The organism is Bacillus sp. FSL K6-3431 (assembly GCF_038002605.1).
Lineage (GTDB): Bacteria > Bacillota > Bacilli > Bacillales > Bacillaceae_C > Lederbergia.
In genome coordinates, this window is the sequence record NZ_JBBOCT010000001.1 from 1,374,488 (window position 1) to 1,391,063 (window position 16,576).

At 34.9% G+C, this 16,576-nt stretch carries 15 protein-coding genes; 2 read left to right on the plus strand and 13 right to left on the minus strand.

The genetic code is table 11. The features are described from left to right. Positions 1 to 357: 357 nt before the first annotated feature. From MHB53_RS06880 to MHB53_RS06920, 9 genes are all read right to left on the minus strand, one after another. Positions 358 to 2,388, minus strand: coding sequence for a beta-galactosidase (locus MHB53_RS06880; protein ID WP_340916514.1), 2,031 nt, complete (start codon positions 2,386 to 2,388; stop codon positions 358 to 360). Positions 2,389 to 2,542: 154 nt separating this feature from the next. Continuing rightward, the gene (locus tag MHB53_RS06885) at positions 2,543 to 3,208 is read right to left on the minus strand and encodes a YesL family protein (protein ID WP_340916516.1); all 666 of its coding nucleotides are present in this window, start codon (positions 3,206 to 3,208) and stop codon (positions 2,543 to 2,545) included. Between the two features lie 77 nt (positions 3,209 to 3,285). Continuing rightward, positions 3,286 to 3,924 (minus strand): hypothetical protein, encoded by a 639-nt coding sequence (locus tag MHB53_RS06890; protein WP_340916517.1) that lies wholly within the window; start codon positions 3,922 to 3,924, stop codon positions 3,286 to 3,288. A gap of 155 nt (positions 3,925 to 4,079) precedes the next feature. After that, on the minus strand, positions 4,080 to 5,003 hold the full coding sequence (locus MHB53_RS06895; RefSeq protein ID WP_340916518.1) for an AEC family transporter: 924 nt from the start codon (positions 5,001 to 5,003) through the stop codon (positions 4,080 to 4,082). A gap of 331 nt (positions 5,004 to 5,334) precedes the next feature. Continuing rightward, positions 5,335 to 6,057, minus strand: a complete 723-nt coding sequence (locus MHB53_RS06900) for an amino acid ABC transporter ATP-binding protein (protein ID WP_340916519.1) — start codon at positions 6,055 to 6,057, stop codon at positions 5,335 to 5,337. After that, entirely contained in the window at positions 6,054 to 6,710 is a 657-nt protein-coding gene (locus MHB53_RS06905; protein ID WP_340916520.1) for an amino acid ABC transporter permease, read from the minus strand. Before MHB53_RS06905 ends, MHB53_RS06900 begins: the two co-directional genes overlap by 4 nt. Before the next feature lie 128 nt (positions 6,711 to 6,838). Continuing rightward, complete coding sequence (locus MHB53_RS06910; RefSeq protein WP_340916521.1) at positions 6,839 to 7,672, minus strand: basic amino acid ABC transporter substrate-binding protein; 834 nt, start codon at positions 7,670 to 7,672, stop codon at positions 6,839 to 6,841. Between the two features lie 306 nt (positions 7,673 to 7,978). Further along, positions 7,979 to 8,383 carry an RDD family protein gene (locus MHB53_RS06915; RefSeq protein ID WP_340916522.1) on the minus strand — a complete coding sequence of 135 codons (405 nt, stop codon included), beginning with the start codon at positions 8,381 to 8,383 and terminating at the stop codon, positions 7,979 to 7,981. Positions 8,384 to 8,402: 19 nt separating this feature from the next. Beyond that, positions 8,403 to 9,821 carry a M48 family metallopeptidase gene (locus MHB53_RS06920; RefSeq protein ID WP_340916523.1) on the minus strand — a complete coding sequence of 473 codons (1,419 nt, stop codon included), beginning with the start codon at positions 9,819 to 9,821 and terminating at the stop codon, positions 8,403 to 8,405. A 199-nt stretch (positions 9,822 to 10,020) separates the two neighbouring features. Between MHB53_RS06920 and MHB53_RS06925 the strand changes: the two genes are divergently transcribed. Next, on the plus strand, positions 10,021 to 10,158 hold the full coding sequence (locus MHB53_RS06925) for a 3-methyladenine DNA glycosylase (protein ID WP_340916524.1): 138 nt from the start codon (positions 10,021 to 10,023) through the stop codon (positions 10,156 to 10,158). Between the two features lie 291 nt (positions 10,159 to 10,449). On the opposite strand, the gene MHB53_RS06930 is transcribed toward MHB53_RS06925, so the two are convergent. Further along, the gene (locus MHB53_RS06930; RefSeq protein ID WP_340916526.1) at positions 10,450 to 10,884 is read right to left on the minus strand and encodes a CBO0543 family protein; all 435 of its coding nucleotides are present in this window, start codon (positions 10,882 to 10,884) and stop codon (positions 10,450 to 10,452) included. Beyond that, positions 10,826 to 11,968 (minus strand): DUF2515 family protein, encoded by a 1,143-nt coding sequence (locus MHB53_RS06935; RefSeq protein WP_340924530.1) that lies wholly within the window; start codon positions 11,966 to 11,968, stop codon positions 10,826 to 10,828. The genes MHB53_RS06930 and MHB53_RS06935 overlap by 59 nt, the downstream gene beginning before the upstream one ends. Before the next feature lie 84 nt (positions 11,969 to 12,052). On the opposite strand from MHB53_RS06935, the gene shc reads away from it, so the two are divergent. Then, positions 12,053 to 13,936 (plus strand): squalene--hopene cyclase, encoded by a 1,884-nt coding sequence (gene shc / locus MHB53_RS06940; RefSeq protein WP_340916528.1) that lies wholly within the window; start codon positions 12,053 to 12,055, stop codon positions 13,934 to 13,936. Positions 13,937 to 14,054: 118 nt separating this feature from the next. Here the strand turns inward: shc and MHB53_RS06945 are convergent, their stop codons facing one another. Both MHB53_RS06945 and MHB53_RS06950 read right to left on the minus strand, forming a co-directional pair. Continuing rightward, the gene (locus MHB53_RS06945; protein WP_340916530.1) at positions 14,055 to 14,807 is read right to left on the minus strand and encodes a (S)-benzoin forming benzil reductase; all 753 of its coding nucleotides are present in this window, start codon (positions 14,805 to 14,807) and stop codon (positions 14,055 to 14,057) included. 164 nt (positions 14,808 to 14,971) lie between these two features. Next, the gene (locus MHB53_RS06950) at positions 14,972 to 16,441 is read right to left on the minus strand and encodes a glycoside hydrolase family 32 protein (RefSeq protein WP_340916533.1); all 1,470 of its coding nucleotides are present in this window, start codon (positions 16,439 to 16,441) and stop codon (positions 14,972 to 14,974) included. Between the last annotated feature and the right edge of the window lie 135 nt (positions 16,442 to 16,576).

Here is a 16,576-nt window from a genome sequence, read left to right on the forward strand (position 1 = left end):
AGCGATGGCTGATTCCGACAATGAATGATCATGATATATAAAATTCGAATACGAAATCCATGACCGAATGGATAAAGAACATCTCCATCAAAATGTTGATACATCCCCGTTTACCTATAACAATATAACAATTCGCACAATTCAGTAAATAAATGTAGACTTCTACCAAACTTCTGATTTGAAAAAGTTTTTAATGTTCCATTGCTAAATCCCCAATCTGAACGGATAATTGTTTATGCTTGCACCCGAATGTCTAGTTTCGGTATTTCCTCTTGGTATTGATACATTAAAGGCATCTTTTCCTCTAAAATTAGAAGTGTAACAACAAGGCTCACTACTTGATGTTTCTAGCAAATATTAATTTGTTAATACAATTACATCCCTAGCTTCAATAATTAATTGCTGACTCACATGCTCTTTCGTTAATAAATTTGTATATGCACCTTTCAATGATAAAGTTTCTTGATGCTCATTGTGATTCAAGATAAAAATGATCGATTGTTGATCTTTTTCTCTTACTGTCACTTCAACACCGACTGGTGCTTTTTGTCCGAGAATTGATTTAATGTTATTTTCTTTACTGAGTTGTTCAACAAAATCATTCATAAATGCATCATCCATGCTAGTGGCAACATACCATGCTGTCCCATTACCATACTTGTTTTTAGTTATCACAGGTGTTCCTTGATAGAAGTCTTGGCCATACGTAGCAATCGCATCCGCACCTTCCAAATGAAGAATATCACAAAGCAATGAACAAGTATAAGTCTTCTTAAAACCATTTACATTTGAATCCATAATAATTTCATTTGTTTTCCCTGGTGGTAATGCGTCAATTTCTTCCACCCATATTCCGAGTAGTTTTCTTAATTCACCTGGATAGCCGCCAGTAATTACTAGATCATGCTCATTTACAATCCCACTGAAAAATGTTGTTACAAATGTTCCTCCGCCTTCAACAAATTCTTCGATTCTCTTTGCATGTCCGGTTTTCGTCATGTATAAAACCGGTGCAACCACAACCGAATAGCCATCTATGGGATCTTCAACACTGATGATATCTACAGAAATATTTTGTTCATAAAATGCCTGATAATATTTCCATACTTCATCATAATATTTTAAGTCCCGACTCGGTCCACTTGAAAGTTCAACAGCCCACCAATTATCCCAATCAAATATAATCGCAACTTTAGCATTTGTTCGGGCATCAACAACTTTATCTTTTAGTAGTGTCAGTTCTTTGCCAAGTGTAGCGACTTCACGAAATACGCGAGTATGCTCATGTCCAACATGATCAATTACAGCACCATGATATTTTTCACAGGCACCAATAGAACGACGTATTTGGAAAAACATCACCGCATCGGCTCCATGAGCAATTGATTGATAACTCCAAAGACGCATTACTCCTGGTCTTTTTAATGAGTTATATGGCAGCCAGTTCGTCACACTTGGCGTTTGTTCCATCAACATAAACGGCTCACCTTGTTTCAAGCCACGCATAAGATCATGATTCATTGCTACCTTGCTCATTGGCGCACCAAGGTCAGGATAGTTATCCCAAGAGACAATATCCATATACTTTGCCCATTTTTGATAATCTAGTGGCTTATATGGTCCCATTAAATTCGTTGTAATTTTCACATCCGGTGTATACTTTTTAATAATGTCATATTCCAACTTAAAACAATCTAGCATACTATCGGAATTAAAGCGGCGATAATCGAGCGAAATTCCTTGAAAAGCCGTAAATGTATCTGTGCCAAGATGTTCACTCAAATTATTCGGTAGTACAATCTCATCCCAATCATAAAAGAGGTGACCCCAAAACCTTGTATTCCAGGCCTTGTTCAAAACATCAAGTGTCTTATATTTTGCTTTCAACCAAACTCTGAATGCTCTTTCACAGTTGTCACAATAGCAATCGCCCCCATACTCGTTTGATACATGCCAAACAGCTAGTGCTGGATGATGCTCATATCTTTGGGCGATTTTTTCCACAAGCATTGCTGCATATTTACGATATGTTGGACTGTTTGGACAGGAATTATGGCGCAAACCAAACTTCCTTTTCCTTCCATCAAAGTCAACACGTAAAATATCAGGATATCTTTTAGCCATCCAAGCTGGATGTGCAGCTGTACTTGTGGCTAATGACGCATATATATTATTTTCATAAAGCAGATCCATTACTTGATCAAGTTGCGTGAAATCATATGTATTTTCATCCGGTTGAACCATCGCCCATGCAAAAATATTTACCGACATAATATCAATATCAGCAAGCTTTACAATCCTCATATCCTCATGCCAAATTTCCTCAGGCCATTGCTCCGGATTGTAATCGCCTCCATAAACAATTTTCTTCATATCTTCATGAATCATTTGTTTTCCTCCTTCATTTTAATAGATGCATTGCCTAATATAGGAATATACTGATATTTATAAAGAAAAGCAACACATTTCGAAAAAAAGAAAGCAAGTATAGAATCTGCTATACCTGCTTTCTTTTAATATATTTTTTTTAGTTTCCAATTATTTATACAGTATCAGTCATATTTTGCTCATTTTCTTTAAGTATTCTTTGTTCTTCTTTTAGTTCGATTTTAGTAAATGTAATTTTTGCGCCCCATGATAATGCAAATGCAATAATACTAAAACCAAAGATTGGGATCAACCCAGGAACCTTCAGCATAATAAAATAAATGAGGTAACTGATAATTGCCATCATAATAGTATTAATAGGAAACATAATCATTAGGAGAAATGAATTTTTTATAACTTGCCATAGCTTTACATCGTAATGAACAAATACTGGAAATATATATAATAAAACTAACCCAAATATAAATAATACGGCTATTAAAGGAATATGAAGTAAACTAACAAAATTACTTGTACTTGCTTGAATGAATTTCAGATCGATAATTAGAATATATCCCACTATGGCCATAACAAGCCCAAGTAGATTACTTTTTATGAATTCGGCTTTATATGATGCCCAAAATGTCTTAAATACCGGAATATCAGTTTCTCCCTGCACCCACTTACGTATAACTGCAAACATTGCAGCAGTTGACGGAAAAAAGCCAAAAATGAACAATCCCGGAATTAAAAAGGCGATCCATAAAATATTAATATAAAAAAATCTCCATATCCATTCGGATATTTTATAAAATCCTCCCATGAGGCCACCCATTTGCATCGTAATTCCCCCCAGTTTTAAATACTTTACCTCTATGACATTTCCCTTTTTTCCTTCTAAAGTAAGGTTTGATCGTATTATTTTAAACTATATTGCAAGTATCTAGTAATAAACTTCATGTTTTTTGTATTAGCCGGTATACACATTACAATATTTTCATCCAAAATGACATCTTTTAATTGCTTTATTGCAGCAACATTTATACCAGTGGCCATATTATCTTTATCTTGCGCAAAATGTACATCATCTTCCGCGACTGGCAATGGCTTACCATATAATTGTTGAATATCTAACAATTGATCATCTTTATTCATCTCATCAAAAAAACTTTTCTCCACAAGTAGAATATCAACATATCCCGCGGAAAGTTCTGCAGCCATCTTCTGTAAACCTGCCTGCATTTGTGGATTCATATCGTTTACAGAATACATAACTTCTTGCACACTAATTTCAGCCGATTCTTGCTCTTTTGGATTTAATAGGTCTTCATTAAGCGCTTTCCTTAACTCACTAATTTCTTCCGTGTTTATTAATTCTCCTACGACCATTAAATTCATCATCGTATCCTTTTTATTTCTAATACTGTTGATGCTAAAAACTACGACAAGTATTAGTAGTATTGTAACTATTATATGTATTCTATAATAATGCCAAATGTACTTGATCTTTTCTGAATTGCTCATAGGTGCTAATATTGCTTTTAAACTTTTTTTCACTCATGCCCACTTCTTTCTAAAACTATTTACTAGTATTATTTAGTCTTGGAAAATAAAAAGTCGCCTATTTATATAATATCCCAATATAGCAGGAACTGACAGAATTTATTATCATTCCACAAAAAAAGTTTTGTAATTAGTCTAAATTTGACACTTTAGAATAGCCTTAGTGCCAAATAAATAACAATTGTTAACGTAATAGAGCTGAAAAATGTTGATGTAACTACTGTTTGTGCTGCAAACTCAGGTTCATTATTATACTCCTGTGCGATAATTGAACTATTTACAGAAGTTGGCATTGCTGTTGAGATGAAAAGTGCTTGCGCTACCATTCCTTCAATCCCGAATAGCTTGATAAGTAAGAATGCAATAAAAGGTCCAATCAATAAACGAGAAACAATACTTACATAGAGTGGAGCATATGTAAATTTCAATTTTAAATTAGCAATTTGTGCCCCTAATGTTAATAATGCAATCGCTATCAAAGAATTCGATACATATTGTATCGGAGTGATGATCGAAATAGGGAGATTTACATCAAATAAATTAAAACATATTCCTAGGAGCATCGCATAAAACAAGGGCATTTTAAAATAGGCTAGCAATGCTTTTATTTTCCCAGTATTTATAGAGTTTAATGCAAATACTCCATAAGAGAATAATAAAGTATTTTGAAAAGCCATCACAGCAATTTGAATGGACATGGCAAGTGGATCTTGCTTAAATACAAGATCATTCACAGGAATACCATAATTTCCCGAGTTGTAGAACATGATGCTATGTGAGAACGTCATATTTTGATTTTTTCCTAGTTTCATTACTTTTCCTAATATTGAACTTAAAAAATATAAAATAAGCACAAATATAGATGTAAAAGCAATAACACCGAAGAATATCTTTAATGAAAAAGAACTTTCATATAGCTTGCTAAAAATTAAAGCTGGACTTAAATAATAAATATTAATTTTTGCCAACGTATATAAATCAAGCTTGAATTTTATTTGCAATAGCACACCTATTGCAATCAAAATAAAAACTGGGAGAATAATCTCCAAAAATATAAAAGCCAAATTTGTCATTTTATCGCTTCCTTATTAACAACGTTGTTCAACCTTAGCATGACATGAAACGAGGCAATTTTCAAATTATTCCACTTAAAAGAAGCGTCTTAATAGACGCCAAAATAACATGTATCAGTATTTCAAATCTATTTTTATAAAGAAATTTTTATTTTTAACCCCTATTCAATCTTAAACCATCATAATGCTGTACGTTCCGCCTGCGCTAGAGGATGTCTGTATACGATGAACGATGTCACATCACATACGAGTGAGTATTCCACAATAATTTACACTAGTTCCTTAGCAAATGCCCAACTCAATAGCACATCGATGAATAAGGACATCACTTTTATAAAATTTTACTTAAAAATGCTTGTGTCCGTTCGTGCTGAGGATTGGAGAAAAGTTTTACTGGTTCATTTTCTTCTACAATATAACCGTTATCCATAAATATAACACGATCGCCAACTTCTCGGGCAAAGCCCATTTCATGTGTAACGACAATCATTGTCATTCCTTCTCTCGCAAGCTGCTTAATCACTTCAAGCACTTCACCAACCATTTCAGGATCTAACGCTGAAGTTGGCTCATCGAAAAGCAAAACCTTTGGTTCCATTGCAAGAGCACGAGCAATTGCTACACGTTGCTTTTGCCCACCGGAAAGTGAATTCGGATATTCGTATGCTTTATCCGAGAGTCCTACTTTTGCTAGCAGTTCTAATGCTTTTTCCTCGGCCTCTGGCTTTTTCAATCCCCTTACATTAATCGGTGCAAGCGTAATATTTTCGAGTATTGTTTTATGCGGAAATAAATTAAAATGCTGAAATACCATGCCTACATTTTTTCGTATATCATTAATGTCTGTTTTTTTATCTGTTAAATCTTTTCCAGTTACTATTACATTACCACCTGTGACAGATTCAAGTAAATTTAAACAACGAATAAATGTTGATTTTCCTGATCCTGATGGTCCAATAACGACGACTACTTCCTGCGGTTTTACTTCAACTGAAATATCCTTTAATACTTCGTTCGTACCGAAGGATTTTTTTAGATTTTTAACGGAGATCATACTGTTTTCATTCTCCTTTCAATATAATCCATCAAGTATGTTAACGATAATGTTAATACAAGATAAATCAATGCAACTGTAATGTATGGTTCCCAAACGCGTAGATATTGTCCACCTGCAGCACGTCCCCAATACATTAGCTCGGGTGCTGCGATAATTGCAGCAAGCGACGTTTCTTTTAATAATACTATAAACTCATTACCAAGTGGCGGTATCATTCGTTTTACGGCTTGGGGTAAAATGACTAATTTCATTGCCTGCATTTGACTCATACCTAAAGATCGAGCTGCCTCCGTTTGTCCTTTATCGATGGATTGAATACCGGCGCGAAAAATTTCCGCAATATACGCAGCTGAATTTAGAGACAACGCAATAATTGCTGATACGATTGGATTCGCTGGCGACATAAATAATGGAACGATACCAAAATGAATGAGTAAAATTTGGACAAGAAATGGTGTGCCCCGAAAAATGTTTACGTACCAGACAAATGGAAAGCGAACCCAAGCATTGGTTGACATCTTTCCGAGACCGATCACCAAACCAAAAGCTAGACCGATCAACACCCCCGCTAACGCCAACCCAAGAGTCAATAATGTTCCTTTTAAAAATAATGGCAAATAATCAACAATAATATCAAATCTAATGTTCATAGCATTTCCACCCCTCTCCTCAATAAAAACGGCCACCCATAGGTTTTATCCTAAAATGGACAGCCGCTTATGTTATTCATTTCCCATATTAATTGGAAAGTAAAACTAAATAAGTCATTTTCCAATAATTATTTTGCTGCGTTTTGTAATGCCTCAATATTTGGTTCTTCATTATTAAACCACTTTTTATAAATTTCTACGTATTTCCCATTTTCAAGCAGTGTGTTTAACGCTTTGTTAAAATCATCTTTAATTTCGCTGCCTTTAGGAAAAGCAATACCATAATACTCCGCTTCAAACTGCTCTTTGTCTACAACTGTATGGACACCACTGTCAGGATTATTTTTCTCGTATTCTAAAGCAACTGCAATATCTGTTACTACTGCTTCCACATTTCCACTTTGTAAGGCTTGAAACATGAGGGCTGCTGTTTCATACTTGGAAATATCAGAAGAATTTTCTCCAACAATTGCTTCTGCTGAAAATTGTCCTGTTGTTCCGTTTTGAACACCGATTTTCTTACCTTTTAAATCTTCTGCATTCTGTATTTCTATACCATCTTTAAATGCGATCATACTAATTGATTCAAAATAAGGTACTGAAAAGTCATAGGTCTTTTTTCTTTCTTTGTCAATAGTAATACCTGCAATACCAATGTCCAATTGCTTGCTTTGTAAACCTGCAAACATTGCATCCCAACCGGTGTTTTCCATTTTCACTTCGTAGCCAGCCTCTTCCGCTAAGGCATTAAGTAAGTCCACATCAAAGCCAGTCATCTTACCTTTATCCATAAATTCAAATGGTGCAAATGTTGCTTCCGTACCGACATTTAACACTTTCTTTTCATTTGATCCTGATTCATTATCCGATGTACCGTTATTTGTTCCGCAAGCTGACAAAAGTAAAGCTAAAGCACTGACAGCAATAAATGAAAACAGTGATTTTTTTAATGTAAGTTTCATTAATAATATCTCCTCTTAGATGTATTCATTATAAATATATTAGCTTATTTTCATATGAAATACAACTATTTCAGGATTATTTTATTAATAAAAAGAAGTATTTATGTATAATTATTCAGATCAAACTTTTCTGAATAGATTCTATTTATTTACAAACTCCATTCAAACTATACTAAATATGTTACCCACTGAACTTTTCAAAAAAAGGGTATCCCCTATAGGTAAAGATTACTCCTTTTGAGCGGCCTTTACCTTTAAGGAATCCCTTTTCAACTAAAAATGGTTTTTTCTCTCTGTTTTTTGGTTTCACGGTTTTTCATATGTAACATAGGTCCCTGCAATCAGGTCATGAATTGCTCTTTTATCTTTACGGAGTCCAATCATAAAGGCTGTGATAATTCCTGCAATACCAAATGTAATCCCATAAATAATTCCTGCAACAAATGTCCGCAGTAACATAGCACCAACACCAAGTTTTTCGCCATTTACCTTGACGATTCGAATGCCACAAATCTTCTTACCAATTGTATAACCAAACCAAACAATTGGTAATATCAGTGTATATGCATAACCTAAAGAACTAGTAATTGAATTATTTTCCACCCCTCCAGTAACGAGAAATCCTAAAATTGCCAAAGGTATTCCAATAATTAGTCCATCAAGAATAAAAGCACCTAATCTAACCCAAAAGCCTGCTGGATTTGTAACCATTCTCCCACTCCTCAAGTATTTATTTATTTTGTCTTTTCAATATATCCGATATATCATGCATGCCATATTGGATAGCATACATTAACGGTGTCATATCGTCAGTGTCAGTAACCTGCGGATTTGCTCCTGTTTGTAGTAACAATTGCACTACTTCTACACTTCCACCTTGCACCCCATAATATAAGGATGTCCACCCATCAGTATCAGCCACATTCGGATCCCCATCTGCATTTAATAAGATAGTTAACATCTCCGTGTTTGCACGCTCTGCGGCAGTCATAACTGGGGTAGTACCATAATATAATTCCTGATTTGGGTCTGCTCCAGCTTTTAATAAATAGTAGGCAATAGTACCATTTCCGTCTAATACTGCCCAATTTAATGCAGTATTTCCGTTAGCATCTTGCGCTTCTATGTCCCGTCCTTCTTCTACTAACTTTATTATTTCATCCATATCATTATTTGCGACCGCATTGATTATATCAGGCGTTTTCACTTCTTCACCTTCGTCGTAAACAATATCATCTTCTAATAAATCACTTGTTTCCATCGTCTCAACAAAAGAAACCAGTTTTCCTATGCCATAAATGCCACCAGCAGAAAGGAGTACAAATGAAATCAACCCAGCGGTTACCCATAGCCAGACCTTGTTTGATGATTTATTGATATATGAAATAAATTCTTCATCTTGAAAGTATATACCGATTTCACGGATTCTTTTGGGTAATGGTGGATGAGTAGATAATATTTCACTTAACCAAACAAAAAAGCCTCGTTCCGCTTCAAGTTGATCCACATACGCTAAGCGATTTACATCTCGGTATAGTTCTTTTCCTACCGCTAAAATCATTAAGCCATTCTTTGCGGCTTCCGTGTTTCCAACATAATGAGCAGCATACCTATCACAAGTATATTCACATGCACGTAAGTATAGCTCCCCTACAACAGGCAGCCACATTGCAGGTAAGATAAACATCATTTTCGATAGATGCCTTCGCTTAATATGTGCTAATTCATGAGCTATAACAAAAGTAAGTTCCTCTTCTCCTCCCTTTTTATGTAGCTCGAATATTTCTGAATACAATATAACCATATTCCTTCCAAAAAAACGTGTAGCAAACGCGTTAAGTGTTCCACCTGATTCAGCTACATAAATGTCTGGAGTGTACGGAAGTTCCATCTTAGCAGATAATCCCCTTGTTTTTTGGTAAATTTCTGGAAACTGCTGCTCACTTAATTTAACTGCATTTGATCTAATATGGCCCATCATAATTGCATGAAAAAACATCGATATTAAAAACAAGCCGACAATAATAAAAATGCCAATGATACTTATAAGTAAAGCTAAATAAGCTATTATGCTGATTGTTAAAACAAGGGCAAAATATTTTTTCTCATTTTTATGTATTAAATTCTCAGTATATATTTCTTGTTGCATAATTCTACCCCCTTCCCAGTCCTGCACGAATAGTGCACAGCCATTAACTAGGATAGATGAAACATGAATATTTTACCATAGGAAAAAAGTTATATTAAATTTATATATACTTCAATATTATCAATAGTTTTCAGTTTACTTATTTTTTCTACACTTTCTGGGAATCTTAAAAATAGATTTGAAAAGGAGGAACTAAATCATGAATAAAAAAGATCAAACAGAAGCTAATAATTCCGTTGAACAAGACATGAAGGAAGAAATGGGCATGGATATCGAGCCACAAAGAGCAACAAATGAAAAAGACCCCAAAAAAAATAAAAGAAGAAGTGATCGTTAAGTGCCATATGGACTTCATCTAAAAGATATCGACCCGTCGAAATTTCCACAGTTTGGGTCAATCCGACGTGTTCTCTCCTACACGAGAACACCAAGAGAATAAGTGATTATATAAAAAAGTTCACTTCTTGCTGGTTAATAGAACTAAACACAGTAAGTAAATCAAGTAAACATTATATTCAGCCAAAAAATGTCCTATAAGCTAATTACTTATAGGACATCATTTTATCGACTTAAAAAATGTCGGGTATAAACTGGTGGTTACTCTCAAAACCAAGATGCCTTTCACCCACTACTTACTACCTATCTTGTTCCATTTATAAACTTTCCAGACGACGATAAAGAATAAAAAATAACCAAAGAAAGAATAGATATGTTTCCAACTGTCGCTATGTTGAAAGAAACCCAGACGTTCCGAGTTCCCCTCAATCGTTGGAACAGCAAAACTAAACAAAAAAATATATATAAATCGATTCAATCTGCTCAGTTTGTTCATTATTATTAGAAATAACAATGTTAAAATAGGAAGTCCTAATAAAGTGAAGACAATATTAATAGTAAATATATCTGAAAAAGGTCGAATTGGAAATTCATAAATACCTTTTCCTACAAAATAAAGATCTAAATATGTTCCTAATAAGGTTGCGAATAAAATGGTGTGAATAAGATTAAGTGGAAATTGCTTTTTTAGCCATTGCCACAAGTTCAAGATTTTCAAGTGTTTCACAATACTCCTCCATAATATCACCTTTTAGGGCGACTGTTTCTTCTTCTAAATATATGACAATTCCCGAGTCATTAAACCAATCTCCAGGTTCTGCAATTGCTTGATCTATATTTTTCCATGCATGTTCTAGCCTTGGACTGTATAACTTATTTGCGCCCTTTTGTAGCTGACATCCTATTAGCCGACGATTCAAACCCTTCCCTGGTACCCCTTCGTTTACATTATTAAAAATGGCAGGCCAATAGTCTTTCCTTGAGCCTGTATGTGGATGAGTAATTGCCCAATGCAATACCTTTTCGTATCGTTCACTCGAATGAAAAAGTAAATGATATAGTTTTTTTCCAAGTGAAATCCGTTCGTGAACGGAACCGAATTGATGAAGCGTTAAACCAATAAGGGGCGATCTCCCACTAGCTTCATATGGAAACAAAATATGATTGAAAGATAGTATATCTTGCAATATAAACTCGAGTGTTTGAAATACCTCCTTCTTATAAAGAGGATTTTGTACGATTCTTTTCTCCAAGTAACTTTGTTCATTAATAACAAGTGCGATAGCAAGATAATAACAGTTTTGCTTTTTCCAAAATTGATTCCAAATCACTTCCATAAATACGGAAACATTTAGAAATGGTAACAAATAGAATAAATTCCGTCTTTTCTTCTTACATTCTGAGTACAATAAAAATTGGGGATATACATCTTGAAAAATAAGCCAGTTCCCCCTTTCCAAAAAGGAAAAAAAAGCTACTCTTGTTTTATTGGTCATTAATCTAGAAAGATGTTCTCCTTTTAAATCTGTCATATTCCAGCCACCGTTTCTCGATACCATATGGCCTAGAAAAGCCCAATGTATTTCGGGATACTGAAGATAAAAGTATAAGTATGCTTCCGTTCTTGTCACATTATTGGTATTTGACTGTATTGTTGTTTTCTTAATTTGTTGAAGAAGTTCTTTATCTTCTTTGGATAATACTACTTGCTCATGACTAGATATATGTTGCTTTTTCTTTAACTCGGATTTAATAGCTTGTAAATCCGCTGGAAGCCGCAAATTCTTGCACAACTTTTTTAATAAAAAGATTTCCAATCACCTCCACCAAGAATTATTTATTCATGCAGGAATATGAATATGTAGGAAAGTAATTTTAGAGGGGATGGTGTAGCAATGATACATCGAACTAAGCATGCAACTGAGCATTTGATTCAAAAGCTCAAAGAAGCACAAACACTTGATGGTTCATGGGACTACCCTTTTGAAACAGGAATTGCCACAGATGCCTATATGATTATTTTATTAAGGACACTCGAAATAAATGATGAAGAGTTGATATTAAAACTAACCGAGAGGATATTAAGCAAGCAGGACAAAAATGGAACGTGGAAACTATTTCGTGATGAAGAAGGCGGGAATGTTTCCGCTACAATTGAGGCCTATTATGCCATTCTTTATTCTGGACATTTAACAAATGATGATAAGCGATTACGGGCAGCAAAAAAATTTATTCTTGCAAGTGGTGGGCTTGAAAAGTCACATCTGTTCACAAAAATAATGCTTGCAATCACAGGGCAAATTCCTTGGCCTTCCCATTTGCCCAGCCTAGCTGAGTTGATCCTGTTACCACTTACTTTCCCTGTAAACTTTTATGATATTTCTGTATTTGGAAGAGCTAATCTCGCTCCGATTATGATTATAGCTGATAAAAAATTTAGTAAAAAAACGAAAAAGAGCCCTACTCTCACTGATATATTTATTTCTAGAGAAAAAGACTTTTTCATTTGGAAAGAAACCCGTGAATCAAAACAATTATTTTCACTCATAAGTGATGGGATAAAAAGTCTGTTTAGTTTACCTCAACACATTCATTCTTTAGCAATCGATCGTACAAAACAATATATGTATAATCATATTGAAGTAGACGGAACACTTTATAGCTATTTTAGTTCTACCTTTTTAATGATCTTTGCCCTCCTTTCTCTTGGGCATTCTAAAAATGACCCAGTGATTTTACATGCAATTGATGGTTTAAAGGCAATGAAATGTGAAATTAATGGCAACACACACATGCAATATACAACAGCATCAGTCTGGAATACGTCTCTTATTAGCTATGCGCTTATAAATGCAGGGGTACCAACTTTTGATCCAGTAATCGCAAAAGCAAATCGGTATTTATTAAAGCACCAACACTATAAATATGGGGATTGGGCACTTCATAATCCTGGCGTTCTACCTGGGGGCTGGGGATTTTCACATATTAATATGATCAATCCCGACGTAGATGATACAACCGCATCACTTAGGACTATATCGCATCTAGTCCAGACTGATCCCCAATTTCATCAAGCTTGGGATAGAGGGATTCAATGGATTTTCTCTATGCAAAATGATGATGGTGGATGGGCTGCCTTTGAAAAGAATGTCGATAAAAAATGGGTGAATTTATTACCAATGGAGGGTGGTAGATTTCTACTTACTGATTCAAGCAGTGCTGATTTGACTGGAAGAACACTAGAGTTCCTAGGCAGCTACACGAATTTCCCAAAAAATCATGAGGTAATAAAACGCGGAGTAAATTGGCTATTTAATAATCAAGAAAAAGATGGATCATGGTATGGGCGCTGGGGTATTTGTTACATTTATGGAACTTGGGCGGCCGTCACCGGCCTGAGCGCTTCTGGGATAAACCCGCAGACAAAGGCGATCAAAAAAGCGGTTCATTGGCTTCAAAAAATACAAAATAAAGACGGTGGTTGGGGTGAATCTAGCAAAAGTGATCTTCATAAACATTACATCCCTCTTGGTTCTAGCAATATAACTCAAACAGCATGGGCATTAGACGCGCTCATATCAGTGGCTGACAAACCAACACCAGAAATTAACGCCGGCATTTCCTACATTCTAGAGTCATATAATAAAAATGATTGGACTAAAAGTTACCCTGTTGGACAAGGGATGGGTGGAGCTTTCTACATCCACTATCATAGTTACCAATACATCTTTCCTTTATTAACATTAACACATTATAATAGAAAATTTAAAACTAAATGAGGAAAGGGTGTATCCAACATTTGATTTGGATCCACCCTATATATATGTGTCATGGTCTTCCAATCTTTAGTTAAGAAACGATCTCTTTTCACCTTTTAATGTCCTACCCCACACCATACTAAAAGTTCCGCAAATCAACGATTGCATCTAGGTCATTGAATGTTTCACTTTCGATCATTTGTACAAGCTTGCTGGCCGTTTCCTCTGGTGAACTAAGATGACCATTCTTCTTATAACCGATAAATTGTTCAACCAATTCAAAATCCTTTTCGTTTGTCTCACGAATTTTTTCTTGCATTCCAGTATCAATTATTCCTGGTGCAATTGAAATGATTTTCACCCCAAAAGGATTTGTCTTCTGCTCCTCCGAAACAACTCTTGTATAATGATCAAGTCCCGACTTACTAGCACAATAACTGCTCCAACTAGTGTACGTTTTACGTCCTGCACCAGATGAAATATTAATGATTTTTTTGGTAATAGGGTGATTATGTAACTTTTTTATAAATACAGAACTTAAGATCATTGGCGCCGTCAAATTGATTGCGATATTTTCCATGATCACGAGCGGGTCATTATCTTCTGTCCGTCCAATTGGATCCACTACTCCAGCATTATTAATAAGCGTGGCCGAATTAATGTGCTCTGGCAGATGATCAATCATTGTCTCCATTAAATTCTTGATACCCTTTGAATCAGCTAAATTATTTTCGTAAAAGATGACGTGGCATTTTTTCTCTTTCGCAAGTTGAAGAAGTTCTTCATTTTTCGTACGTGCAACACAAATCAGTATATTGTCTTCATCCATTAAAACCTTACACAGTGCTAAACCAATACCCTTAGATGCCCCAGTTATAATAAATACTTGCATACTCACTCAACTCCTATTTTTATAAAAAACTAGTTTACAAATATAACTGCTACCTATTACAATCTAATACGATTATATAAATAAATGGTTCCCTTTGACAAAAAAAGAAACACTATCTTTCTAGGATTTCAGATATATTCATACTACACTTTCTATAAAAAGAACTAGATATCCCATTTCTCCGCATTAAAGGAAACACTACCTCCTTTAGAATAAAAGCGAATGTAATTAGCGCTTTGATTCGGAAAAATACGAGCTGTAAAAACTGCCTCTCCATCATTAATAAAAATTTCTACTGAAGATTTGTCTACAAATAAATGAAATTTGATTTTTTTAGAATCCAGCTCACATTTTCTCATTGTTCCATAGGTTGAGCCAAAAATCTCTCCAGACAACGTACGGTCTAAAACAATTTTTTTCGATCTTGCGTCATATTTAACGACTGTTTTATCTTGTTCATTTGCACGAAACTCTATTCCAAACTCTAAAGCATCTTCCATGTCAACTTCACAAATTAATTCATATGTTCTGCCCTTCATGTCATTGTACATTTTTTTTTCATTTACAAGTGAATCTTCCACACTGAATTTCTGTTTACGAAGCGTTTGAAGTTCCTTTATTGGCTGTTGAATTAGTTTGCCATTTTGAATAGTAAGTTCCCTTGGTAGTGTTAAGCAATGGGCCCAGCCATTTTGATCAGTCGGATAATTAATTTCTGGCAATCCCATCCACCCTACTAAAATACGACGACCTTCTGGATCTTCCATTGTTTGCGGAGCATAAAAATCAAAGCCCCTATCTAATTCATAAAATTCACCGTGTGAAAAGCTTTTTTCTTTCAGATCTAGTAAATCTCCAATTACATAACCTGACTGAAATATATTTTGATACTTATCCCCGTAAGGCTCTATGCCCTGTGGAGAAAAAATAAGCACCCCTTGATTATCCTTTTCAAAGTAATTTGGACATTCCCACATATAACCAAAGTCATTTAATCCTGTCTTTACTTCACCCTCAAAATACCAATCTATGATATTGAACGAACGATACAATAAAACGCAACCTGTTTCATTTTGCCGTTGTGCACCTATCAAAGCATAATATATTCCTTCATCTTCCCAAATACTTGGATCCCTAAAATGGTCGGTATACCCTTTTGGAACATCCGCGATGACCGGTTTATCGATTTTTAATATCCCTCCATTTTGATCCATTACAGCCATACATTGATAAGGATGCCTTTGCCAATCATCAAGACGAGTATTGCCGGTATACATAAGATAAAGCTTTTCCTCATGTTCTATCGCACTCCCCGAATAGGCACCATGGCTATCAAATTTATTATCAGGCTTAATTGCGATGCCGACATTTTCCCAATGAACCAGATCTTTAGATTTAGTATGATACCAATACTTTAATCCATGAACCGGTCCAAGTGGAAACCATTGATAAAATAAATGGTACTCCCCATTATAAAAGGAAAATCCATTTGGATCATTTAGTAATCCCGTTTCAGGCTGAACATGAAACTCCTGCCTCCATGGACAATTTTCCACCTTGATCGTTAGTTCATGAAGTTCTTTTTCAGTGACTTCTTCTATTTTTGTATATCTTTGTTTTCGAGTCCATTCCATTGTAAAACAAACCTCCATAATCGAAACATAGTAGAACCATTTGGCGATTCCCCTATTATATTTAGATACTTATAGTGAATGTTCCAAATAGATCTAAAAAGACGCAACAAGATCCTATTCTTACGCAAGGACTAT

Excerpts from the sequence above, each read along its gene's own strand:
- MHB53_RS06880 (WP_340916514.1), bottom strand. The coding sequence starts at position 2,388 with ATGATTCATGAAGATATGAAGAAAATTGTTTATGGAGGCGATTACAAT.
- MHB53_RS06885 (WP_340916516.1), bottom strand. The coding sequence starts at position 3,208 with ATGCAAATGGGTGGCCTCATGGGAGGATTTTATAAAATATCCGAATGG.
- MHB53_RS06895 (WP_340916518.1), bottom strand. The coding sequence starts at position 5,003 with ATGACAAATTTGGCTTTTATATTTTTGGAGATTATTCTCCCAGTTTTT.
- MHB53_RS06900 (WP_340916519.1), bottom strand. The coding sequence starts at position 6,057 with ATGATCTCCGTTAAAAATCTAAAAAAATCCTTCGGTACGAACGAAGTA.
- MHB53_RS06905 (WP_340916520.1), bottom strand. The coding sequence starts at position 6,710 with ATGAACATTAGATTTGATATTATTGTTGATTATTTGCCATTATTTTTA.
- MHB53_RS06910 (WP_340916521.1), bottom strand. The coding sequence starts at position 7,672 with ATGAAACTTACATTAAAAAAATCACTGTTTTCATTTATTGCTGTCAGT.
- MHB53_RS06915 (WP_340916522.1), bottom strand. The coding sequence starts at position 8,383 with ATGGTTACAAATCCAGCAGGCTTTTGGGTTAGATTAGGTGCTTTTATT.
- MHB53_RS06920 (WP_340916523.1), bottom strand. The coding sequence starts at position 9,821 with ATGCAACAAGAAATATATACTGAGAATTTAATACATAAAAATGAGAAA.
- MHB53_RS06925 (WP_340916524.1), top strand. The coding sequence starts at position 10,021 with ATGAATAAAAAAGATCAAACAGAAGCTAATAATTCCGTTGAACAAGAC.
- shc (WP_340916528.1), top strand. The coding sequence starts at position 12,053 with ATGATACATCGAACTAAGCATGCAACTGAGCATTTGATTCAAAAGCTC.
- MHB53_RS06945 (WP_340916530.1), bottom strand. The coding sequence starts at position 14,807 with ATGCAAGTATTTATTATAACTGGGGCATCTAAGGGTATTGGTTTAGCA.
- MHB53_RS06950 (WP_340916533.1), bottom strand. The coding sequence starts at position 16,441 with ATGGAATGGACTCGAAAACAAAGATATACAAAAATAGAAGAAGTCACT.